Raw genomic sequence first — 22639 nt, 5'->3', positions numbered from 1 at the left:
AAAACATAAATTTAACAACCCAATTCCGATACGAGGTCCCTATGAAGCCTGAAGAGTTCCGCGCTGACGCCAAACGCCCGTTAACCGGTGAAGAGTATTTAAAAAGCCTGCAGGACGGGCGCGAGATTTACATCTACGGCGAGCGCGTCAAAGACGTCACCACCCATCCGGCCTTTCGCAATGCGGCGGCGTCCATCGCGCAAATGTACGACGCGCTGCACAAGCCGGAGATGCAGGACACGCTGTGCTGGGGCACCGACACCGGCAGCGGCGGCTACACCCATAAATTCTTCCGGGTGGCAAAAAGCGCCGACGATCTGCGCCAGCAGCGCGACGCCATTGCCGAGTGGTCACGCCTGAGCTACGGCTGGATGGGCCGCACACCGGACTACAAGGCCGCGTTCGGCTGCGCCCTCGGCGCCAACCCAACCTTCTATGGCCAGTTCGAGCAGAACGCCCGCAACTGGTACACCCGCATTCAGGAAAGCGGCCTGTACTTCAACCACGCCATTGTTAACCCGCCCATCGACCGCCACAAACCGGCGGACGAGGTGAAAGACGTCTACATCAAGCTGGAGAAAGAGACCGATGCCGGGATCATCGTCAGCGGGGCGAAAGTGGTGGCCACCAACTCGGCGCTGACCCACTACAACATGATCGGCTTTGGCTCCGCGCAGGTGATGGGGGAAAACCCGGACTTCGCGCTGATGTTCGTCGCGCCGATGGATGCCGAGGGCGTGAAGCTGATCTCCCGCGCCTCTTACGAGATGGTGGCAGGCGCAACCGGCTCGCCGTATGACTACCCGCTCTCCAGCCGCTTCGACGAGAACGACGCGATCCTGGTGATGGATCACGTGCTGATCCCATGGGAAAACGTGCTGATCTACCGCGATTTCGACCGCTGCCGTCGCTGGACGATGGAGGGCGGCTTTGCCCGCATGTACCCGCTGCAGGCCTGCGTGCGTCTGGCGGTAAAACTCGACTTCATCACCGCCCTGTTGAAGAAATCCCTGGAGTGCACCGGTACCCTGGAGTTCCGCGGCGTACAGGCGGATCTCGGCGAAGTGGTGGCCTGGCGCAACATGTTCTGGGCGCTGAGCGACTCCATGTGTTCCGAAGCCACCCCGTGGGTCAACGGCGCGTATCTGCCGGATCACGCCGCGCTGCAAACTTACCGCGTGATGGCGCCGATGGCCTACGCCAAGATCAAGAACATCATCGAGCGTAACGTGACGTCCGGGCTTATCTACCTGCCGTCCAGCGCGCGGGATCTGAACAACCCGCAGATCGACCAGTACCTGGCGAAATACGTGCGCGGCTCTAACGGCATGGATCACGTCGAACGCATCAAGATTTTGAAGCTGATGTGGGATGCCATCGGCAGCGAGTTTGGCGGCCGTCACGAGCTGTATGAGATCAACTACTCCGGTAGCCAGGATGAAATCCGCCTGCAGTGTCTGCGCCAGGCGCAGAGCTCCGGCAACATGGACAAGATGATGGCGATGGTCGACCGCTGCATGTCCGAGTACGACCAACACGGCTGGACGGTGCCGCACCTGCACAACAACAGCGATATCAACATGCTGGATAAGCTGCTGAAATAATGCAGCGGGAGGTTATCATGCAATCAGAACAACGCCTGCGTTTTCGCGACGCCATGGCCAGCCTGTCGGCCGCGGTCAATGTGGTGACCACCGAGGGTGAGGCAGGCCGCTGCGGCATTACCGCCACCGCCGTCTGCTCGGTCACGGACACCCCGCCGTCGGTGATGGTGTGCATCAACGCCAACAGCGCCATGAATCCGGTATTTCAGGGCAACGGCAGGCTGTGCGTTAACGTGCTGAACCATGAGCAGGAGATCATGGCTCGCCATTTCGCCGGGATGACCGGTATGGCAATGGAGGAGCGCTTTGCCCTCTCCTGCTGGCAAAAAGGCCCGCTGGCGCAGCCGGTGCTGAAGGGCGCGCTGGCAAGCCTGGAAGGCGAGATTTGCCAGGTGCAAACCATCGGCACGCATCTTGTTTATCTTGTTGAAATTAAAAACATCATTCTGAGTGATGCGGGACACGGCCTGATCTACTTCAGACGCCGTTTCCACCCGGTCATGCTGGAGACGGAAGTCGCCGTGTAAACCCCTTCGCGCTGGCCTTTTTACCGGCCAGCGCCGCTTTCTACAAAAACTCCTAAGGTTTCCGCTAAATCACGCCGTTATATAACCATAAGATAAATTTTCTGTGCCTGAATACTGACACCGCGTGTCAGTGCACCCGCATCATTCAGCGCATACCTCAATATACAGGAAGACCTTATGGCTAAAACGACGCGGAGCCGCTCGGCTGAACGTCTGGTCGATATTCTCCTTGAACTACATTTAAACGGTGTGGTAAATCGCAGTGCGCTAATGGAGAAATTTAATATTACCGAACGTACCGTCTACCGGGATTTAAATGCCCTTTCTCCGATTGTAGAACATACCGGTAATGGGCTATATCGACTGATCCACTCTGCACAATCGCCCGGCGGGCAAGGCTTACACCACACCCTTGCTAACTTCCTGAATGCTGACAGCTTTTTCCCGGACAGAAATACGGAGTTCTGGCAGAAGCTGGAAACGCGCGTCGACGAAAATCATATTCTTATTCTTGCTAATGAAGCCGAACACACGGTACAACGCGATATTCGCCGCCATTTAACGAAAATCGAGAAATCGATTAAAAACCATAATGTTTGCCAGATAGTTTATAAGGGTAAAACCCGGCTGATTAATCCCTATAAACTCATTAACAAAAAAAATATATGGTATTTACAGGCTACCGAAAATAGCCACCTGAAATCCTTCTCATTGAGCCAGATTAGCTGGTTTGATATTCAGAAAACGACATTCACCCCGGAAGAAAATGTCCTTGAGCTGCTGGAGAAAAGCCCCGATCCCTGGGTATCTGAAGATACTTTCGCAGTGAAAATATTTATCAAAGATAATATTTCACATTACTTCCTGCGCCGGGATCTTCTCCCGGAACAGGAACTGCTGGAGGAGCAGCAGGACGGTGTCACGCTGCGCTGCCAGGCGGCGCACGAGAACCAGATCCTGCCGCTGCTGTTCTACTGGCTGCCCAATATTCAGATCCTGGAACCGAACTGGCTGAAGGAAAAACTGCTCAGAACGCTGGAGGGCTACCTGGCCGTGGAGCGTAACCCGAATAATCAAGTGATCTCAATCACATAATTTCGCCCACTGGCGGCGAGCTGGAACCGCTCGCCGCCCTCTTTGACCGCTCACCCGGCACTTTCTACCACTCATTCACTTACCCTCCCTTACGCGCGCGACGTTCTGGCACGATCGCTCCAGCATTAATCACCACCTCCTCACAACGAACCCTGACCCTTTTTTCGTTACATAAAAAACCAGGTCTTACTATGGATACTAAAAAACTACTGAAGCACGTGCCCTGGGCCTTACTCGGGATCCTCGGCGCTTTTTGTCTGGCGGTTGTCGCACTACGCCGGGGCGAACACGTAAGCGCCCTGTGGATCGTGGTCGCGTCGGTTTCCGTCTATCTTGTGGCTTATCGCTACTACAGCTTGTACATCGCGCAGAAGGTCATGAAGCTCGACCCGACGCGTGCCACCCCGGCGGTCATTAACAATGACGGCCTGAACTACGTACCCACCAACCGCTACGTGCTGTTTGGTCACCACTTTGCCGCTATCGCTGGCGCTGGCCCGCTGGTCGGCCCGGTGCTGGCTGCACAAATGGGCTACCTGCCGGGCACCCTGTGGCTGCTCGCCGGTGTGGTGCTGGCGGGTGCGGTGCAGGACTTTATGGTGCTGTTTATCTCTTCGCGCCGTAACGGTGCCTCTCTGGGTGAGATGGTCAAAGAAGAGATGGGCCGCGTACCGGGGACTATCGCCCTGTTCGGCTGCTTCCTGATTATGATCATCATCCTTGCGGTGCTGGCGTTAATCGTGGTGAAAGCGCTGGCCGAAAGTCCGTGGGGGGTCTTCACCGTCTGCTCAACCGTGCCGATTGCGCTGTTCATGGGGATCTACATGCGCTTTATCCGTCCGGGCCGCGTGGGTGAAGTGTCGGTCATTGGTATTGTGCTGCTGGTCGCCTCCATCTACTTCGGCGGCGTGATTGCACACGACCCTTACTGGGGCCCGGCGCTGACCTTCAAGGACACAACGATTACCTTCGCGCTGATTGGCTATGCGTTTATCTCCGCGCTGCTGCCGGTCTGGCTGATTCTGGCCCCGCGTGACTACCTGGCCACCTTCCTGAAAATCGGCGTGATCGTCGGTCTGGCGATCGGCATCCTGCTGATTAACCCGGATCTGAAAATGCCGGCAGTGACGCAGTACATCGACGGTACCGGTCCGCTGTGGAAAGGCGCCCTGTTCCCGTTCCTGTTCATCACCATCGCCTGTGGTGCGGTCTCTGGCTTCCACGCCCTGATCTCATCCGGTACCACGCCTAAGCTGCTGGCGAACGAGAAAGACGCGCGTCTGATCGGCTACGGTGCCATGCTGATGGAGTCTTTCGTGGCGATCATGGCGCTGGTTGCCGCGTCCATCATCGAACCGGGTCTCTACTTCGCAATGAACACCCCGCCAGCGGGTCTGGGCATCACTATGCCAAACCTGCACGAGATGGGCGGTGACAACGCGGCGCTGATCATGGCGCAGCTGAAAGACGCCAGCGCCCACGCGGCGGCGACCGTCAGCTCCTGGGGCTTTGTGATTTCGCCTGAGCAGATCATGCAGACCGCGAAAGACATCGGCGAACCGTCCGTGCTGAACCGCGCCGGTGGCGCACCGACGCTGGCAGTGGGGATCGCACACGTGTTCCACAAAGTGCTGCCGTGGGCGGACATGGGCTTCTGGTACCACTTCGGTATTCTGTTCGAAGCGCTGTTCATCCTGACCGCGCTGGACGCCGGTACCCGTGCGGGTCGCTTTATGCTGCAGGACCTGCTGGGTAACTTCGTGCCGTTCCTGAAGAAAACCGACTCTCTGGTGGCGGGCATTCTCGGCACCGCGGGCTGCGTCGGCCTGTGGGGCTACCTGCTGTACCAGGGCGTTGTCGACCCGCTCGGCGGCGTGAAGAGCCTGTGGCCGCTGTTCGGTATCTCTAACCAGATGCTGGCCGCCGTGGCGCTGGTACTCGGCACCGTGGTGCTGGTGAAGATGAAGCGCACCAAATACATCTGGGTCACCGTCGTCCCTGCGCTGTGGCTGCTGCTCTGCACCACCTGGGCGCTTGGCCTGAAGCTGTTCAGCGCCAACCCGCAGCTGGAAGGTTTCTTCTTCATGGCCAACCAGTACAAAGAGAAGATTGCCGCAGGCGGCGCGGATCTGACCGCGCAGCAGATTGCCAACATGAACCATATCGTGGTGAACAACTACACCAACGCGGGTCTGAGCATTCTGTTCCTGGTGGTGGTGTACAGCATTATCTTCTATGGCATCAAAACCTGGCTGAAGGTGCGTAACGCTGAAGGTCGTACGGATAAAGAAACCCCGTACGTGCCGGTGCCGGAAGGCGGCGTGAAGACCTCTTCACACCATTAATCCAGCCTGTAACCGTAGGCCCGGATCGCTGCGCGCCACCGGGCTTTTTCTATCTGGAACCCACAATGTTTGGTAACTTAGGCGAAGCAAAAAAATACCTCGGTCAGGCGGCAAAAATGCTGATTGGTATTCCGGACTATGACAACTACGTTGAGCATATGAAGACCAACCATCCGGATAAGCCGTACATGACCTACACTGAATTCTTCCGCGAGCGGCAGGAAGCGCGCTACGGCGGAAGTGGAGAAGGCGGCGTCCGCTGCTGCTAAAGGAGAGACCATGACCCCGATTGCCGTCACCCTGTTGACCGGTTTCCTCGGCGCCGGTAAAACCACCCTGCTGCGCCACATTCTGAACGAGCAGCATGGCTTCAAAATCGCCGTCATCGAAAACGAGTTCGGCGAAGTCTCCGTTGATGACCAGCTGATTGGCGATCGCGCCACCCAGATCAAAACCCTGACCAACGGTTGTATCTGCTGCACCCGCTCTAACGAGCTGGAAGACGCCCTGCTGGATCTGCTCGACAGCCGCGATCGCGGGGAAATCGACTTCGACCGCCTGGTGATCGAGTGCACCGGCATGGCCGACCCGGGCCCGATTATTCAGACCTTTTTCTCCCACGACATTCTGTGCCAGCGCTACCTGCTGGACGGCGTGATTGCCCTGGTCGATGCGGTCCACGCCGACGACCAGATGAATCAGTTCACCATCGCCCAGTCTCAGGTGGGCTATGCCGACCGCATCCTGCTGACCAAAACCGACGTGGCCGGTGGCAGCGAAAAACTGCGCGAACGCCTGGCGCGCATCAACTCCCGCGCGCCGGTTTACACCGTGACGCACGGCGATATCGATCTGTCTCTGCTGTTCAACACCAACGGCTTTATGCTGGAGGAGAACGTCACCGCGAAACCGCGCTTCCACTTTATGGGCGATAAGCAAAACGATGTGGCATCGATTGTGGTGGAGCTGGACTACCCGGTGGACATCAGCGAGGTCTCCCGCGTCATGGAGAACCTGCTGCTGTCGTTTGCCGACAAGCTGCTGCGCTACAAGGGAATGTTGTGGATTGACGGCGAGCCGAACCGCCTGCTGTTCCAGGGCGTACAGCGCCTGTACAGCGCCGACTGGGACAGACCGTGGGGCGACGAAGCGCCGCACAGCGTGATGGTGTTTATCGGTATACAACTGCCGGAAGAGGAGATTCGGGCGGCGTTTGCGGGTCTGAAGAAATAGCCTCCCCGCTTAACTATGCGCTCCGAACAATCCCCTCTCCCCTGTGGGGAGAGGGGTGAGCGGTAAACTTATTTCACCGCCTCCGGCAGCGTCACAATCCACAGCTCGCTGTCGGACTCCGGCTTCTTCAGCGGCTTCACGCTGAGCGTGGTTTCAACCGGTTTATCATCAAGCGTCAGCTTGCCTTCCGCGTTCACCCGATAATCCTTGAGCTTCTTGCCTTCCACCGGTTTTTGCATCGCCACCTTCACGCCAAAGTCGTTATCGTTCGCCACCGCCAACGTTTTGCTGTCGATCAGCGCCAGCCCTTCAGCCTTTTCCTGCTGCCAGCCAAGGGCGCGGAGATCGACCACCTGCGTTTTTGCCGCAAGGGTAATGCCGCGCTGCGCCAGAGTTTTCTCATCATCAAACTCCGGGTACTCGCCCGGCTTGTCGAAGGCGGCCAGATCGCTCGCCTTGCTGAGATCCACCTTGTAAATCAGGTTACGCATCCCGTCGTTTTTATCACTGCCCTGCTCAATCAGCAGGATGTGCTGGTTATCGAGCGCCACAATGTCGCCGATTTTGGCGTCGCTGTTTTTGTCGTAGGCCGCGCTGTCGATGGGGTAGCCGTACATCGCGGTTTTGCCGGTCGCCGGGTCGAAGCTCACCAGACGCGTAAACAGCGCCTGCTTTTTGCTCTTACCGTCGATATCCAGCGTGCTTTGTACGGCGGCGATAATCCGCCCGTCCGGCATTCGGGTCAGGCCTTCAAAGCCCCGGTTTGGCTGGCGCCATTTAATGATGTTTGGCAGACCGCCGGCGATGGATTTCTCCCCTTCCGCGGCCTGCGGCCCGTGGATCGCCAGGATCTTCCCTTTGCTGTCGACGTTAATCAGGAACGGGCCATACTCATCGCACAGCCAGTAGCCGCCTTTGCCGTCCGGCGTGATACCTTCTGTATCCAGCCCGCGGTTGTCACCCTTGAGCGTCTTTAACGTGTCGCTGAAGGCCACTTCATTGGTGGAGCCAATCACGCCGCTTTGTAGCGGCAGACCGTTAATCTCGCCTTTATCGTCATGCAGCGGACGGGCATTAACAGCCTCCGCTTTGCCGTTCTGGACGCGAATGGTCATCAGCAGCGGCGCGAAATCCGGCGTGACAAATATTTTGGCTTCGTTTTTACCCATTTTTGGCGCATCGGCGTTGGGACCGCGATCGGTCACGGTCGCAAACGTCAGGGCATCGCCCTGCTTGCCCGTAAACAGCAGGCCAGAACCAATCCCCACCGGGAGCCCGTTCGGGAATGCATCGGCAAACGCGCCGCTGTATTTCACATGTGAGCCGTCAGGGAAGCTGACGACGTAGCGCTCAGCGGTAGGCTGTGCCGCCATGCCAGAGAAAGAGATCGCACAACCGATAAGTGCAGGAATAATTTTTCTTTTCATATTGTTAGTGTCCAGTGAGTGAAGCCAACAACGTAAAGAATAAACGTGTCAGAAAAATGACATGGAAAGGCAATCGGCCTGCGCGAGGAAGTGTATATTCACCGCCCGGAAATGTAAGGTTGTGTTGTATTATGTTACATTAGAAATACTTCTGGAAATTATTAGAAACTCCATTAATTCACCTCTCATCACTTTCCCTTCCTCGTTCAGTTTGTGTTTAGTCAAAAAATTAAACGGTTCCTAAATGCCTGAACGTCACGCGTTGACACCCTGACAACCAAACATCGATGCAACATTTCAAACAAAAAAATTAACAACATCAGCATAAAAAATCGGCCCTCGTCACATTTGCAGTCATAAACGTCACTTGTTAAGGTGCGCCCAGATTAATTTAATGACGAGGCATAAAACATGAAAAAACTGAATATCCTTCTTCTTTCTGCGCTGGCTGCCGTATCAGGTTCCGCACTGGCAATGGGCGGCACCGTTGAGCAGGGTAAAAACTTTACTAACCTCAATCTGGAAATGGGTAAATCCTCCTCCGGTGTTTATCTGGAAAGTAACTGGCTCAAAAACACCGACGACGGTACCCAGACCGGCGGCGTTGGCGCAGGCTACAACCTGGAAGTGGGACCGGTGATGCTGAATGCGGGCGCGAAGGCAATCTACCTCGGCCCGAAAAAAGGCGATAACGGCGTGGCCTTCCCGATTGGCGGCGGCGTAAATGTTGCGCTGACCGACAGCATCCACGTGTATGGCGAAGGCTATGCGGCTCCAGAAGGGCTGAATAACAGCGTGAAAAACTACGTCGAAGCCAACGGCGGCGTAAGCTGGACGCCGATCACGCCAGTGACTCTGAAAGTGGGTTACCGCCACGTGAGCGTTGATGGTAAAGACGGTCGTCCTGGCCACACGCTGATTGACGGCGCATATGTGGGCGGTGGAGTCACCTTCTAAGCCTGCGAAGAGACAAAAAAAAACCTGCCATCTGGCAGGTTTTTTGACCTCTTACTTACGCACCACCACCAGCTTCTGGTTCACAAACTCTTTGATTCCCAGATCCGACAGCTCGCGCCCATAGCCTGAACGCTTCACGCCGCCGAATGGCAGCTCTGGCGCGGTATCGGTGAGCCAGTTGATGTACACCATCCCGGTCTCAATCCGCGACGCCATGTTCTTCGCGCGCTCAATATCACGGCTGAACACCGCGCCGCCCAGGCCGTAGTGGGAGTCGTTCGCCAGCGCGACCGCCTCGTCATCGTTTTTCACCACATACATCTGCGCCACCGGGCCGAAGAACTCCTCGAAGTACGCGGGGTTATCGCGCGAGATATTCGTCAGGATCGTCGGTTCGAAGAAGCACCCCTCACGCTGCACCGGCTTGCCGCCGTAGTGTAATGTGGCACCGTTTTTCACCGCCTCGTTAACCTGTCTGGTCAGCGTATCGAGCGCATCTTTAGACGACAGCGGGCCCAGCGTGGTGCTTTCGTCCAGCGGATCGCCAATCTTCACCTGCTTAAATGCCTCGGTGAATTTGCTGAGGAAGGCATCTGCAATTTTCTCGTGCAGGATAAAGCGCTTCGCCGCGGTACAGACCTGCCCGGCGTTGTTGAGCCGCGCATTCACACCGATCTTCACGGCTTTGTCCAGATCCGCATCATCGAGCACCACGAAGACATCGTTGCCGCCCAGCTCAAGGGTGGATTTCTTGATGTGCTTCGCCGCCTGCGCGGCCACCACGCTGCCGGCTTTTTCGGAACCAGTTAGCGCCGCGCCCTGCACGCGATCGTCGGCGATAATGTTCGCCACCTGATCGGAAGTGATAAACAGGTTGGTCCATGCCCCTTCCGGCGCGCCCGCCTCGCGCACCAGGTGGGCAAAGGCCTCGGCACAGTGCGGCACGATGCTGGCGTGCTTAGCCAGCACAGGGTTACCCGCCGCCAGGTTTGGCGCCAGCACGCGCATCAGCTGGTAGTACGGGAAGTTCCACGGCTCAACGGCCATCAGCACGCCGACAGGGTGATGCTCCACCCACGCTTCCCCAAGCTCAGAATCGTACTTCACCGGGGCCAGGAACTGCTTTGCATTGTCGGCGTAATAGCGGGCAATCTGCGCGCACAGCTTCACCTCACCGCGACTCTGTGCGATGAGCTTACCCATCTCCTGGCTGGCGATTTTCGCCAGCTCCTCGGTGCGCTCGTCGATCAGGTCAGCAAGCTTATGCAGCACCGGCAGGCGCTGGCTGATGTCACCTTTCGCCCATTCTGAATGGTACAGCGCATCGGCCGCCTTCAGCGCCGCTTCAATATCCGCATCGGTATGGGAGGGGTATTCTTTGATGAGCTGGTTAGTGGCAGGATTTACTGTCTGATAAGCCATGTCGAATCTCCTTGTTTTACCGCTTAGGGTATTAAGGGTAGTCAACATGACTGGCTCTGAAGGTAAAGTTCGGTATATCCGGAGGGTTCTTAATGAAGCGCTGCCCGACAGTTCGCGGCCGTGGTATAAAACCTCCAGAAGGAGCCCCTATGACCGATACCCGACACATCCGCCAGACTTTTCACCGCGTCTCAGGCCTTGAGCGGCGCAGCACGTGGCAGAGCACGCAGGCGTACAAACGTCACTGTCACCCTCAGCTCTCCATCGGCGCGATTGTGGAAGGCCAGACCTGCTGCGTGTGTCATGGCAAAGAGTACATTCTTCACCCCGGGGAACTCATTGTGATCCCGGCCTCTGCGCCGCACAGCTGCAACCCCGTCGCCGGCAAGCCGCGCAGCTATCACATGCTGTATATCGACACCGATCTTCCCGTGGCATTCCAGGTCATTCGCGACCCTGCGCTCTTTAAGCACTACCTTGCTATTGTGGAGACAATGTCTCCTTCTGCCGTGGAGACGCTGCTTTCTGCCCTTCCCCGCAGTGCGAATAACGCAGAGACGCTTCGCTCAACCAGCCAGCAGGTTCAGCAGGCGTTTCTTGCCAACCTGGCCGCACCGCCTTCGCTTGATGAACTCGCCCGACGATTTTCGCTGCGCAAGGAGACGCTGATCCGCACCTTCAGGCAGGACACCGGCCTGACGCCCGGCAGCTTCCTCAATATCTCCCGGGTGGAGTACGCCAAAGCGCGGCTGCGCGCCGGGGATAATATTGCTGATGTCGGCTACCAGAGCGGGTTTGCCGACCAGAGCCATTTTCACAAGACCTTTGTCAGCTATACCGCCGCCACGCCGCGCCAGTACGCCACGGGCCGATCAATATCCGACAATAAATAGTTTTTGCGGCCCCGTATTCTGACCTCAGCTTTTCACACTGAGGTTGCTATGGAACTGTTATTCCCTTCCACTTTTCTCGCCCTGGCACTGGCGCATTTTGTTGCCCTGCTAAGCCCGGGCCCGGATTTCTTCCTGCTGGTGGGCTACGCCGCGCGCTACCGTCTGCGCGGCAGCGCCGGGCTGTGTTTCGGCATCGCCGCAGGCAGCGGGGTGTACATCCTGCTGGTGATTATCGGCTGGAGTGCGCTGCGCCAGTTTGCGTGGCTGTTTACGCTTATTGAGCTTTGCGGGGCGCTGTACCTGCTGTGGACAGGTTCGCATCTGGTGCACAGCCGCCCTCAAGTGCTGGCGCTGAATGAAACCCATCAGCGCTTCCCGTCGCTGCGCAAGCAGGTCCTGCTGGGGCTTGGCTCGGCGCTGCTTAACCCGAAGAATGCGCTGTTTTATCTGGCGTTGATGACGGCGTTGCTGGGGCCGGACGTCACGCTGCTTCAGCAGTCGACCTGCGGTGTCTGGATGGTGATGGTGGTGCTGGTATGGGATCTGGCTCTGGTGTCGCTGATGGGGTTGCCCGCGGTGCAACAGAGGCTTAGCCGTTCGCTCTGGTGGATTGAGCGCACGGCAGGGATGGTGCTGATGGGGTTTGGGGGATGGGTGCTGTGGCGGCTGCTGGAAAATGAACTCTGACACAGCAGGCAGCGCTAAAGCTGCCATTTACCTATTTTTTACTTTGGTCGCGCAGCATCGCTTCGCGCAAAATAGCGTTAAGCCTTGTCTGATAACCTTTTCCAGGCCGTTTCAGCCACTCCATCACGTCGGCGTCTATACGTACAGATGCCTGAGTTTTAAGTGGTCGAAAGAACTTCCCTCGCACAGCCGCCGCCCACTGTTCATCATCCGTGGCAGGAATATCGCTGTAATCAATCTCTGCTTCTGGTCTTTCAGCTAATGCTTTGAGCTCAGCCTCACGACGAGCGCTTACGTCGGGCGCAGTACCGCGTTTATGTTTAACGATGCTCATAACGGCTCCTCTCTTTACGGTCCGCCTTTCGTGCGCTAATGATACGGATGACTTCGTCACCACTTTCAAAACGTACCGTGTGTGCGACCATAATGACAATTAGACCATGTACAAGGCCAATGGTCTGCCAACGGAACTCTCCATTTTCATGACGATCCTGCAAAGATAAATGATAAGGATCGTCAAACACCAGAACAGCCTCTTCAAAGCGGATCCCATGCTTAATGAGATTGCTTTTCGCTTTGTTGGTATCCCATTCAAACTCCGTTGGCATAGTGTACCCTTCCTTTATTGTATATACAAAAAAGCATATACAAAACGTTCATAAATTGAACCGGTCGACATCATTCAATTTCACTTTCTGAAGGCGCATTCCAGAAACTGAAATGCGGAGGTCCTTCTCCTGCTTTGCACTTTTCTCCCGTCTCCCTCTATCCTTAACCCATGGAAAAAATAGCTGAACTCAAACGCGCCAAGCTGCTGGCGCTGTCGCTGCTGCTGGTTGCCGCCGCGGCGTTTATCACCACCCTGTTCCTGCCGCAGACCTTCTGGGTGCGCGGCGTGAAGGCCATTGCCGAGGCGGCGATGGTCGGCGCGCTGGCAGACTGGTTTGCCGTGGTCGCACTGTTCCGCCGGGTGCCCATTCCGTTTATTTCGCGCCATACGGCGATCATCCCGCGCAATAAAGATCGGATCGGCGACAATCTTGGCCAGTTCGTGAAGGAGAAGTTTCTGGATACCCAGTCGCTGGTGGCGTTGATTCGCCGCTATGAACCCGCACAGATGATCGCTGCCTGGTTCAGCAAGCCCGACAACGCCCAGCGCGTCGGGCTGCATCTGATGCAGGTGATGAGCGGTTTTCTTGAACTGACCGATGATGGACGCATCCAGCGCCTGCTCAAACGCGCGGTGCATAAGGCCATCGACAAGGTCGACTTCACCGAAACCAGCGCCGTGATGCTGGAGAGCATGACCAAAAACAACCGTCACCAGGTGCTGCTGGACGCCATCATCAACCGCCTGATTACCCTGATTCAGCGGGAAAGCACGCGGGACTTTATTGCCGATCAGATTGTCCACTGGCTGAAGACCGAGCATCCCCGCAAGGCGATGGTGCTGCCCACCGAGTGGCTGGGCGATCAGAGTGCGGAGATGGTGTCGAATGCGGTGAACACGCTGCTGGACGATATCAGCCACGACCGCACGCACCAGATCCGCCAGGCGTTCGACCGCGCCACGCTGAAGCTTATCGACAACCTGAAAAACGACCCGGAGATGGCGGCAAAAGCCGACAACATCAAACATTACCTGAAGAATGACGAGGCGTTTAACCGCTATCTGGGCGAGATGTGGGCCGACCTGCGCCAGTGGCTGAAGGCGGATATGCAGAGTGAGGACTCTCGCGTGAAGCAGCGCATCGCTAACGCCGGGCTGTGGTTTGGCGAAACGCTGACAAACGACGCCAGCCTGCGGGCGTCGCTGAACGAGCATCTGGAGCAGGCCGCGCATCGTCTCGCGCCGGATTTCGCGGCGTTCCTGACCCGCCACATCAGCGACACGGTCAAAAGCTGGGATGCCAAAGACATGTCCCGGCAGATTGAGCTCAACATCGGCAAAGATCTGCAGTTTATCCGCGTCAACGGCACGCTGGTGGGCGGGACGATTGGCCTGATCCTGTTTTTACTCTCGCAACTGCCCGCCGTGTTGGGACATTAATCCGCTTTGGGTGGCGCGATGATATAGCGCGTCGCCTGGAAGCGGTTCAGGATCACATGCACCAGAAACACCATCGTCAGCGTCGCCACCAGCGAAAACGTTACGGAGGTGATGCGATAGAGATCGCTGAACACCAGATCGCTGTCCGGGTGCATGTTCTGCCCGAACATAATGCCGATGGTGGTGATGCTGGAGAACCCCACGCCAGCCCCGACTTTCTCCATTACGTGCAGGCGCGCGCCAAACGCCAGCCCGAGGCCGATCAGCGGCATCATCAGCAGCATATGACTACTGTGGTCGTAGAGGATAAGCTGGACGACCAAAATATAGAGACAGCCCAGCACCACGCCGACCACGCGCCAGATGGAGCTCATCACCGCGCCGCGATAGTGCATCGGGAACAGAATCAAAATCCCCGCCATCAGCGCCGAGAGCGAATCGCTTAAATCGCTAATCTGAAAAACAACGAAAATCAGCGTCGCGACGGTACCGGAGAGCAGCGACTCGTGGCGTACGCGGGCGTCGTCTTTCTCGATCAGCGGCGGCGGCTTGCGCGGCTCAACGTCCGGCAGGAGATAGTTCATCAGCGCGCTCAGGCACACCGCCATCACGCTGGCTTCAATGTTGGAAAACAGCAGCGTGTGCCAGTTAGTGGTGGGGTAACTCATAAAATTGAGCATCACGCTCTGGCACACCACGCCCATGGACCCGAACAGAAACAGTGGCCCCTTGCTCATAAAGCGAAAACGCATCACGTACAGAGCAAACACCACCAGCGTCATGATTACCGGCCATTGCGACAAATAGCCGATGATAATCACCATTTCCACGCAGTTCAGCGACGCGCTGAAGATAAACTGCTTCGCCACGTGGCGGTTAAACACCGGGACCAGCGAAAGCAGCATGATCGGGTAGACCACGAAAAAGACGCCGTAGCTGGTGTTATAAAAGCTGGAGATGCTGAGCGCAATCATCCCGGCAAAGACGATGCGCAGGGTCTGGCGAAAGTCATTTGCCGTATAGACGATGTTACCGTGCGGGGTAAAGACCCGCGCCAGCGTATTAATAGACATAGTGCAGCAGGCTCACCAGGTGGATTTGCATCCCGGAGAAGAAGCGCGCAAACGGCCCTTCGCTGTTGTAAAGCTGAACGGTCGCCCGCGCACCGGTCGGCAGATGCTTCGGCAGGGGCTCATCCAGCGTCACGTGAATGCGCATCCGCTGTGCGTCACGTACCCAGCGGTTAGAGGTTTCCGGCTCGGAAAGCTGGCCATTAACGGCCTCCTGACCGGCGAGGATCCCCGCATCGCTGCTGGTCACGTGGGCGCGGAAAACATGCCCCGGGAAGGCGTCAAACACCACCGCGGCATCGGTGCCCTGATGGGTATGACGCAGGCTTTTTTCACGGAAATCAGCCACGATATCGGTCTGGTTGTTCACCAGCGCCAGCGCGGCCGAGCCGGAGGAGGCATAAAAGCCGGGGCTTAACTGCAGGTTACTGACCGTGCCGTCTGCCTGGGCGTAAACCTTCGTCCAGCCGAGGTTTAGCTCCGCGTCATCGAGCGCATTGCGGTATTTTTGTAGCGTCACGTTGTGCTGCTCATCCCGCTCACCGCGCTGGATGCGCAGATTCCGAATGTTGGCCTGAATCGTGCTGACGGATTGCTCGCTGCTCTGCCAGGTCGTACGGACCTTATCCAGATCCGCCTGCGAGACGTTCTGTAACATGCTCAGCTTCTGGTAGCGATCGAAGGTCACTTTGTCGTTACGCGCGGTCAGAACCGCGGTCTTCAGGCTGGCCTGCGCGGCGGCGAGCTGCGCGTCCAGCTGTTCGTTGGACAGGCGAGCCTGCTCGAGCGCGATTTGCGCCGCTTCCACTTTATTGCGAAACGGCGTGTCGTCGAGTTCAAACAGCAGATCGCCCCGCTTCACCTGGCTGTTGTTATGCACATGCACGGCCGCCACATAGCCGGACACGCGCGGAGACACCGGCGTCACCACGCGCATCACGGTGGAGTCCGGCGTCAGCGGGATCCAGATATCCGCGACGACAAAGTAGACAAACATCAGCAGGAAAGAGGCAATACTCACCCTTACCCAGCGGGCAAACTTTTGTTCAGGAGTCATTATTTTTCGGTCTTGTTATCTTCTTCGCGGATTGTCCGCAAATTGCAGGCGATTTGATTCAGGGTGGCGCTGAAAATATCGAGATGTTCCGGCGCGATGTTTTGCGATACGCGCGTCTGAAGCGTCTCAATGACCTGGGTGAGCCTTTGAAGGACAGCTTTTCCCTCAGGCGTCAGCGTCAGAAGCCGGATGCGCTTGTCATAAGGCGATGTGGTGCGCAACAGGTAACCCTGCTTTTCCAGCTGTGTCAGAGTGCGCATCAGCGGTGGCAGCTCAATGCCCTGCACCTCCGCAAGCTCACTCACCGAGACGTTATCCCCAAGTTGATGAAGCTGCATCATCACCGTCCAGCTCGACTGGGTTAACCCGGTATCGAGAATGGCGTCGTCGATGACGGCACGCCACTGGCGCACGATCATCGCCATCCGCATGCCCATCGGCCTGCGGCAGAACAGTTCTTCTTCACTCATGGGGAAACCTCTCGAAACACGCAGCCACGATAATAGTTATCAGGGTAAGTATCAAGAAACGAGAGGTAAAAGCGCAGGAATTGCGAAAGGTGTTACTGGAGGCGATGTACACGTAGGCCCGGTAAGCGCAGCGCCACCGGGCGTTTTTAGCGGCTAAAAAGCCTCTTTACAGCGGCCTTCCCCGACGCCGTCACCACCACCTCCCGATATCCCGCCACCCGCTGGATCCAGCCTTTACTTTCCAGATAAACAAGCAGCGCCGCGCCGGCCTCACCTCCCAGGTGAAACCGCCGCTCGCTCCAGTCCAGGCAGGCACAGCAAGCCTTGCGACGGGGATGAGCACTTAACGGAATGCCGAGCTTCAGGAACTGCTCCCGGCCATACAGCGTCAGCGCGGAACCGTCTGCCTCCAGCCAGCCTTCTGCCTGCATAAAATCATAGATCTGCACCGCCACCGTACCGGCAAGATGGTCGTAGCAGGTACGGGCTTCACGCATGGCTTTCGGCGCATTGGTTTCCGGCGGGGTAATGCGGCTCCAGGAGAGCCCCATCATCTGCTCCACCAGCGCCGCGACGTCGGGCCCGGCAAGGCGATAATAGCGATGCCGCCCTTGCGACAGGCAGGTAATCAGCTTTCCCTCCACCAGCCGGGCGAGATGCCCGCTGGCGGTCGACGGTGCAACCTCTGCCGCCGCGCTCAGTTCGGTGGCCGTCCACGCCCGCCCGTCCATTAGCGCACAGAGCATCTTCACGCGCGATGGATCGGCCATTGCAGCCGCCACCGCGGCAATGGCCAGCTCCAGCGTCGCGCTGTTATCAGGGGGTAAGCTCGTCTTTAACATGGGTTGCCCAGGGTTCGGTGATCTCTGCGGCCAGCGCGGCCGCTCATTCGCCCGGCTCCCCGGGGATATCGCTAAAAAATACATAAATATTATAGATCGACATATTCTCCGGTTTCAGAGGTATATTCTCGCACGACCTGCGCCACCCGAAGGCGGTAGTACGCAAAAATCGACTCCCGCCCTTCGGCCTGCGCCGCCTGGTGAAAGACGTTCTGCTTCCAGCGGCGGACAGCCTCTTCATCCCGCCACCAGGAAAGAGACAGGATTTTGCCGTCGGTGGTCAGGCTCTGAAAACGTTCGATATCAATAAAGCCGTCGATCTCCGCCAGCAGCGGCCTGAGTTCGGCGGCCAGCTGCAGGTAGCGCGCCTGATGAGCAGGCTCGGCTTTGGCTTCAAAAAGGACTGCGATCATGATTTTCTCTCCGCTGTGATGTTGGGGAGAGAATGCAGGAGGGAAAAACGCAATGCTTCGGCAAGAAGCGAAATGTTGTGCCGGATGGCGCTGCGCTTAGCCGGCCTACGGGCGCATGTAGGCCCGGTAGGCGTAGCGCCACCGGGCGGGTTTTAGCTCACAATCGACCGCGGCTCCATAAACGCCCGGATCCCCCACTCGCCCATCTCGCGCCCTACGCCGGAGTGTTTGAACCCGCCAAACGGCGCTTTCGGCTCATGCGCCAGGGTGTTTACCAGCACGCGGCCGGAGACAATCTGCTGCGCCACGCGATGGGCCCGCTCTGTATCACGGCCCAGCACCATCGCGCTCAGGCCGTACTCGGTATCATTGGCGATGGCGATCGCCTCCGCCTCGTCCTGATAAGGGATCACGCACAGCACCGGGCCAAAAATCTCGTCACGGGCAATGGTCATCCGGTTGTTCACGTCGGCAAACAGCGTCGGACGCACGAACCAGCCGTCCCGCGTCCCGTCCGGCCGCCCTTCGCCACCCGCCAGCAGGCGCGCACCTTCTTCGATCCCTTTGCGGATGTACCCCTGTACCCGCTGCCACTGCTTCTCGCTGACCATCGGGCCAACCTCTGTCGCACTATTGCGCGGGTCGCCGGATTTCACCGCCGCCACGGCCTGCGCCAGCGCGGCTTCCATTTCTGTCTTACGCGACTGCGGCACCAGAATGCGCGTCCCGGCCACGCACGCCTGTCCGCTGTTCATAAATCCGGCCTGGATAACCAGCGGGATCGCCTGCGCCAGATCCACATCCTCCAGCAGGATCGTCGGCGATTTACCGCCTAACTCTAGCGTCACGCGCTTAAAGCTGTCCGCCGCGTTACGCAGGATCGCCTTGCCGGTATGGGTCGAACCGGTAAACGAGATCTTCGCCACGTCCGGATGACGGCTGAGGGTTTCGCCCACCGTCTCGCCGCGCCCGGTGACGATATTAAACACCCCCGGCGGCAATTCAGCATCGCACAGCGCTTCGGTAACGATCTGCGTTTGCAGGGCGCTCATTTCGCTCGGCTTGATCACCGCCGTGCAGCCCGCGGCGAGCGCGGCCGCCAGTTTGCCGCAGATAAACCCCGCATCGCTGTTCCACGGCGTGATCAGCGCGGCCACGCCCAGCGGCGTCATCTGTACCGTTGCGGCACCTGCGGTGCTGACAAACTCAAACACCTCCAGTGCCGCAATGGCCTGAGCAATTACCTCCGCCGGGTAGCTTGCCATCCACGCCGAGCGCGAAGCCGGCGCGCCGTACTCCTCGACAATGGCGTCCAGCAGCGCATCGTGACGGGCAGCCACGGCGGCGTGCATCCTCTTCAGCGCGTCGATGCGCGTCTGCTTTGTGGTACGGGACCACGCCGGAAACGCCGCTTTCGCCGCCGCGATAGCGCGTTCGGCGTCAACCTCATCCGCCAGGCGAACCTGACCCATAACCTGCGCCGTTGCCGGGTTGTACAAGTCAAAACGTTCGGTACCGTGCGGGGTAACAAACTCGCCGTTGATAAAGATCTGTTCGATGATGTGCATATCACCCTCCTCAGGTTGTGTGGGTCCAGTCTGGCACGGCTTCTCCGTTGCGATAATCCACGCTATGCTGCAAGGGTTGTTTCGATTTTCAGGATAATCTATGCATCGTTCAGGTCTGACAGAGCTGGAAGTGGTGATGGCGGTGGTGCGGCGCGGCAGCTTTCGCGGCGCGGCGCAGGAGCTGGGGATGTCCGCCACCGCGGTCAGCAACGCCATCGCCGGGCTGGAGAGCCGCCTTGAGACGCGCCTTTTTAACCGCACCACCCGCAGCGTGGCCCTCACCGACGCCGGGCAACGCTATGTGGCGCGAATTGGCCCGGCCCTGCAGGAGATCCGTCTCGCCGGGGAAGAGATCCACAGCGACACCGGGGAACCTGCCGGCACGCTGCGCCTCAACGTGCCGAACAATATTGGCGCCCTGTTTCTGGACCAGCTGCTTATCGACTTCATGATCCGCTACCCGAAAATGCGCGTGGAAACGGTGAGCGAAGCGAGGATGATCGATATCGTTGCGGAAGGCTATGACGCGGGGATCCGTCTTGAAGAGTCCGTCCCGCAGGACATGATTGCCGTGCCGCTAACCGGCGAGATCCGCCAGCTTGTCACCGCCACGCCGGACTATTTCGCCCGTCACGGTATACCCGAGACGCCGGACGATCTGCTGCAGCAGCAGGGGATCGGCATGCGGATGGCCCACGGCGGGATCTACCGCTGGGAGCTGGCCCGTCGGGGTGAAACGTACGCGCTGGCCGTGCCGCCGCGCTTTGCCACCTCCGATCTCTTCGCCTCGATCCGCGCCGTGAAAGCGGGGTTAGGGGTCGGTTTTTTACCGGAACTCTATATCCGGGAAGAGCTGAAAAGCGGGGAGCTGGTGAGCGTTTTAAACGACTGGGCACAGCCGTTTGCCGGGCTACGCCTGTACTATCCTGGCCATCGCCACGTCCCGCCGGGGTTGCGGGCGCTGGTGGCGATGGTCCGCGAGCGCGGAATTATTCCAGGTTAGCCTTGTTCAGCCCGTAAGCCGCATCCAGCGAGCCGGGCGCCATGCGGGAGGTGATCCCCAGACGGTTCCAGGCGTTAATCGCCACGATGGCGAAGTTCAGCTCTGAAATCTCTACGTCTGAGAAGTGCTCCGCCACGCTGCGGTAGAGCGCATCGCTCACGCCGTGAACGCCGATTTGGGTCAGCGCTTCGGTGAAGGCCAGCGCCGCTTTTTCACGGGCGCTGAACAGCGGGGACTCGCGCCATGCCGCCAGATGGTAGAGGCGCAGCTCGCGCTCGCCGGCGATTTTCGCCTCTTTCGAGTGCATATCCAGGCAGAATGTACAGCCGTTCAGCTGCGACACGCGAATGTCGATCAGGTGCTTCAGCGCCGGGTCGATGGAGGTTTTCGCCACCTCCATGCTCAGGGCAGACAGCGCGTTAGCGAGGGCAGGTGTGACTTTGTGGTGGTTGACGCGAGTGCTCATGGTCTTTCCTCTGATTTACACGGTATGTGTGATGCGATGAGGCAAATCTACGCCGTTCATGACATAGTAAAAAGACACAAAAAGCGTGAAATGAGGTAGGACATGAAGCCGGGCTATCACGAGATTTATTCCCGCTATCGCGACAACATCACGCGCGGCGTGCTGAAGCCGGGCGATAAGGTGCCCGCCATCCGCGTGCTGGCGGAAGAGCTGAAGGTGGCGCGTAAAACCGTCGAAACGGCGTATGCCATTCTGACGGGGGAAGGGTATCTGGTAAGCCAGGGCGCGCGCGGCACGCGGGTCAACCCGGACCTCCTGCTGCCGGCCACTCCTGCGCCGACGGAACAGGCCACCGGCAGGCTTCCGGCCTCGCTTATCAGCCTGCGCGAGCGGGCAGGTTTTCTGCGTCCCGGCATCCCCTCCCTCGACAGCTTCCCCTATAAAAAGTGGCTGCTGCTGGCAGGCCAGGCGACGCGTTCCATGCGCCAGGAGGAGATGCTCAACCCGCCGGTGCTGGGCTGGTATCCGCTGCGTCAGGCCATCGCCCGCTATCTCAACATCTCACGCGGATTGTCCTGCACTGCCGAACAGGTGCTGATCACCAGCGGCTACAGCGGCAGCCTGCGCCTGATCCTCGACACCCTCGCCAGCCGCAGCGACAAGGTGGTATTTGAAGAGCCGGGCTATTTTATGGGCCAGCAGTTGCTCAAGCGGATCGTGCCGCGCCTGCACACCGTGCCGGTCGACCGCAACGGCATCGACACGGAATACCTGCTCCGTCACCATCGCGACGCCCGTTTTGCCATCGTGACCCCGTCGCACCAGAGTCCGCTGGCGGTCACGCTCTCCCTGCCGCGTAAACAGCAGTTGCTCGACTGGGCCAGCCAGAACGACGCATGGATTATCGAAGACGATTACGACGGGGAGTTTCACTACACCCGCAAGGTTCTGCCGTCGCTGAAAAGCCTCGATCGGCACGACCGGGTGATCTTTATGGGCACCTTCAGTAAAACCATTATGCCATCGCTACGCATGGGCTACGTGGTGATGCCCGCCAGCACCATCGGGGCCTTTACCGACTGCGCGGACATTACCACCAGCGGCCAGCCGGTGCTGACGCAAAAAATCCTCACCACCTTTCTCAATGAAGGCCATTTTTTCCGGCATCTGAAGAAGATGCGCGCCCTGTATCAGACCCGCCGGGAGTGGATGATTGCCGCCCTGCGCGAGGTGTATGGCGATCTGTTTTTCATCGAGCAAAACGATGGCGGGATGCATATCGTGGCATTTCTCACCAGAGGAAGCGCTGACCAGGACGTGGCGCGATGCTGGCAGGAACAGCAGCTGCAGGTTAATGCGCTTTCGGAGTGGTATCGCGGGTCGGGCAAACGCTACGGGCTGGTGATGGGCTATAACAACGTGCGGTCGTATCAGGAGGCGGTTGAGCTGCTGGAAAGGCCGAAACGGCAGACGCTTGAGCTGTTGAGCTGAAAATCGCCCGGTGGCGCTA

At 58.3% G+C, this 22639-nt stretch carries 23 protein-coding genes; 12 read left to right on the top strand and 11 right to left on the bottom strand.

The features are described 5' to 3' along the window. Nucleotides 1-41: 41 nt before the first annotated feature. The 6 genes from hpaB (at nucleotide 42) to yjiA (ending at nucleotide 6804) form a co-directional block, all read left to right on the top strand. Complete coding sequence (hpaB, locus tag SP99_RS02880) at nucleotides 42-1604, top strand: 4-hydroxyphenylacetate 3-monooxygenase, oxygenase component (RefSeq protein ID WP_025757441.1); 1563 nt, start codon at nucleotides 42-44, stop codon at nucleotides 1602-1604. A 17-nt stretch (nucleotides 1605-1621) separates the two neighbouring features. Beyond that, nucleotides 1622-2131: a 4-hydroxyphenylacetate 3-monooxygenase reductase subunit gene (locus tag SP99_RS02875; protein ID WP_047959762.1), complete on the top strand. Its 510-nt coding sequence runs from the start codon at nucleotides 1622-1624 to the stop codon at nucleotides 2129-2131. Nucleotides 2132-2308: 177 nt separating this feature from the next. Then, the gene (locus SP99_RS02870) at nucleotides 2309-3226 is read left to right on the top strand and encodes a helix-turn-helix transcriptional regulator (RefSeq protein WP_047957694.1); all 918 of its coding nucleotides are present in this window, start codon (nucleotides 2309-2311) and stop codon (nucleotides 3224-3226) included. A gap of 191 nt (nucleotides 3227-3417) precedes the next feature. Then, nucleotides 3418-5571 carry a carbon starvation CstA family protein gene (locus SP99_RS02865; RefSeq protein WP_047957693.1) on the top strand — a complete coding sequence of 718 codons (2154 nt, stop codon included), beginning with the start codon at nucleotides 3418-3420 and terminating at the stop codon, nucleotides 5569-5571. Nucleotides 5572-5636: 65 nt separating this feature from the next. After that, on the top strand, nucleotides 5637-5840 hold the full coding sequence (locus SP99_RS02860) for a YbdD/YjiX family protein (RefSeq protein WP_003856610.1): 204 nt from the start codon (nucleotides 5637-5639) through the stop codon (nucleotides 5838-5840). Between the two features lie 10 nt (nucleotides 5841-5850). After that, the gene (yjiA, locus tag SP99_RS02855) at nucleotides 5851-6804 is read left to right on the top strand and encodes a GTPase (RefSeq protein WP_047957692.1); all 954 of its coding nucleotides are present in this window, start codon (nucleotides 5851-5853) and stop codon (nucleotides 6802-6804) included. A 68-nt stretch (nucleotides 6805-6872) separates the two neighbouring features. Here yjiA and SP99_RS02850 read toward each other — a convergent pair whose 3' ends face one another. Next, on the bottom strand, nucleotides 6873-8231 hold the full coding sequence (locus tag SP99_RS02850; protein WP_047957691.1) for an esterase-like activity of phytase family protein: 1359 nt from the start codon (nucleotides 8229-8231) through the stop codon (nucleotides 6873-6875). Nucleotides 8232-8642: 411 nt separating this feature from the next. On the opposite strand from SP99_RS02850, the gene SP99_RS02845 reads away from it, so the two are divergent. Next, nucleotides 8643-9188 (top strand): YfaZ family outer membrane protein, encoded by a 546-nt coding sequence (locus SP99_RS02845; protein WP_045286446.1) that lies wholly within the window; start codon nucleotides 8643-8645, stop codon nucleotides 9186-9188. 51 nt (nucleotides 9189-9239) lie between these two features. Here the strand turns inward: SP99_RS02845 and SP99_RS02840 are convergent, their stop codons facing one another. Beyond that, the gene (locus SP99_RS02840; protein WP_047957690.1) at nucleotides 9240-10610 is read right to left on the bottom strand and encodes an NAD-dependent succinate-semialdehyde dehydrogenase; all 1371 of its coding nucleotides are present in this window, start codon (nucleotides 10608-10610) and stop codon (nucleotides 9240-9242) included. Between the two features lie 149 nt (nucleotides 10611-10759). Here SP99_RS02840 and SP99_RS02835 point away from each other — a divergent pair, with 149 nt between their 5' ends. Both SP99_RS02835 and SP99_RS02830 read left to right on the top strand, forming a co-directional pair. Next, nucleotides 10760-11503, top strand: coding sequence for an AraC family transcriptional regulator (locus SP99_RS02835; protein ID WP_047957689.1), 744 nt, complete (start codon nucleotides 10760-10762; stop codon nucleotides 11501-11503). A gap of 48 nt (nucleotides 11504-11551) precedes the next feature. Continuing rightward, the gene (locus tag SP99_RS02830; protein WP_047957688.1) at nucleotides 11552-12190 is read left to right on the top strand and encodes a LysE family translocator; all 639 of its coding nucleotides are present in this window, start codon (nucleotides 11552-11554) and stop codon (nucleotides 12188-12190) included. A 31-nt stretch (nucleotides 12191-12221) separates the two neighbouring features. Here the strand turns inward: SP99_RS02830 and SP99_RS02825 are convergent, their stop codons facing one another. Further along, nucleotides 12222-12524, bottom strand: a complete 303-nt coding sequence (locus SP99_RS02825; protein WP_045286442.1) for a BrnA antitoxin family protein — start codon at nucleotides 12522-12524, stop codon at nucleotides 12222-12224. Continuing rightward, nucleotides 12511-12798 (bottom strand): BrnT family toxin, encoded by a 288-nt coding sequence (locus SP99_RS02820; protein WP_045286441.1) that lies wholly within the window; start codon nucleotides 12796-12798, stop codon nucleotides 12511-12513. Before SP99_RS02820 ends, SP99_RS02825 begins: the two co-directional genes overlap by 14 nt. 170 nt (nucleotides 12799-12968) lie before the next feature. On the opposite strand from SP99_RS02820, the gene SP99_RS02815 reads away from it, so the two are divergent. After that, nucleotides 12969-14240, top strand: coding sequence for a DUF445 domain-containing protein (locus SP99_RS02815; RefSeq protein WP_047957687.1), 1272 nt, complete (start codon nucleotides 12969-12971; stop codon nucleotides 14238-14240). On the opposite strand, the gene SP99_RS02810 is transcribed toward SP99_RS02815, so the two are convergent. The 6 genes from SP99_RS02810 to SP99_RS02785 all read right to left on the bottom strand — a co-directional run bounded on the left by SP99_RS02810 (nucleotide 14237) and on the right by SP99_RS02785 (nucleotide 19660). Further along, nucleotides 14237-15313: a DUF2955 domain-containing protein gene (locus SP99_RS02810; protein WP_045286439.1), complete on the bottom strand. Its 1077-nt coding sequence runs from the start codon at nucleotides 15311-15313 to the stop codon at nucleotides 14237-14239. The genes SP99_RS02815 and SP99_RS02810 overlap by 4 nt on opposite strands. Continuing rightward, nucleotides 15303-16370: an HlyD family secretion protein gene (locus SP99_RS02805; protein WP_095441765.1), complete on the bottom strand. Its 1068-nt coding sequence runs from the start codon at nucleotides 16368-16370 to the stop codon at nucleotides 15303-15305. The genes SP99_RS02810 and SP99_RS02805 overlap by 11 nt, the downstream gene beginning before the upstream one ends. Next, complete coding sequence (locus tag SP99_RS02800) at nucleotides 16367-16837, bottom strand: MarR family winged helix-turn-helix transcriptional regulator (protein ID WP_047957685.1); 471 nt, start codon at nucleotides 16835-16837, stop codon at nucleotides 16367-16369. Before SP99_RS02800 ends, SP99_RS02805 begins: the two co-directional genes overlap by 4 nt. A gap of 146 nt (nucleotides 16838-16983) precedes the next feature. Next, the gene (locus tag SP99_RS02795; RefSeq protein WP_047957684.1) at nucleotides 16984-17679 is read right to left on the bottom strand and encodes an ArsR/SmtB family transcription factor; all 696 of its coding nucleotides are present in this window, start codon (nucleotides 17677-17679) and stop codon (nucleotides 16984-16986) included. An 89-nt stretch (nucleotides 17680-17768) separates the two neighbouring features. Then, a complete protein-coding gene (locus SP99_RS02790; RefSeq protein ID WP_047957683.1) occupies nucleotides 17769-18092 on the bottom strand; it encodes an antibiotic biosynthesis monooxygenase family protein in 324 nt (107 codons plus the stop codon). Between the two features lie 152 nt (nucleotides 18093-18244). Beyond that, on the bottom strand, nucleotides 18245-19660 hold the full coding sequence (locus tag SP99_RS02785) for an aldehyde dehydrogenase family protein (protein WP_047957682.1): 1416 nt from the start codon (nucleotides 19658-19660) through the stop codon (nucleotides 18245-18247). 100 nt (nucleotides 19661-19760) lie between these two features. Between SP99_RS02785 and SP99_RS02780 the strand changes: the two genes are divergently transcribed. After that, nucleotides 19761-20663 (top strand): LysR family transcriptional regulator, encoded by a 903-nt coding sequence (locus SP99_RS02780; protein ID WP_047957681.1) that lies wholly within the window; start codon nucleotides 19761-19763, stop codon nucleotides 20661-20663. On the opposite strand, the gene SP99_RS02775 is transcribed toward SP99_RS02780, so the two are convergent. Further along, nucleotides 20650-21129 carry a carboxymuconolactone decarboxylase family protein gene (locus SP99_RS02775; RefSeq protein WP_014882392.1) on the bottom strand — a complete coding sequence of 160 codons (480 nt, stop codon included), beginning with the start codon at nucleotides 21127-21129 and terminating at the stop codon, nucleotides 20650-20652. The two genes, SP99_RS02780 and SP99_RS02775, sit on opposite strands and share 14 nt — an antisense overlap. A gap of 102 nt (nucleotides 21130-21231) precedes the next feature. On the opposite strand from SP99_RS02775, the gene pdxR reads away from it, so the two are divergent. After that, the gene (gene pdxR / locus SP99_RS02770; RefSeq protein ID WP_047957680.1) at nucleotides 21232-22620 is read left to right on the top strand and encodes a MocR-like pyridoxine biosynthesis transcription factor PdxR; all 1389 of its coding nucleotides are present in this window, start codon (nucleotides 21232-21234) and stop codon (nucleotides 22618-22620) included. Nucleotides 22621-22639: the final 19 nt, after the last annotated feature.

Source organism: Enterobacter sp. BIDMC92, from assembly GCF_001030225.1.
Taxonomy (GTDB): domain Bacteria; phylum Pseudomonadota; class Gammaproteobacteria; order Enterobacterales; family Enterobacteriaceae; genus Enterobacter; species Enterobacter sichuanensis.
This window is presented reverse-complemented; position numbering and strand designations above follow the sequence as displayed.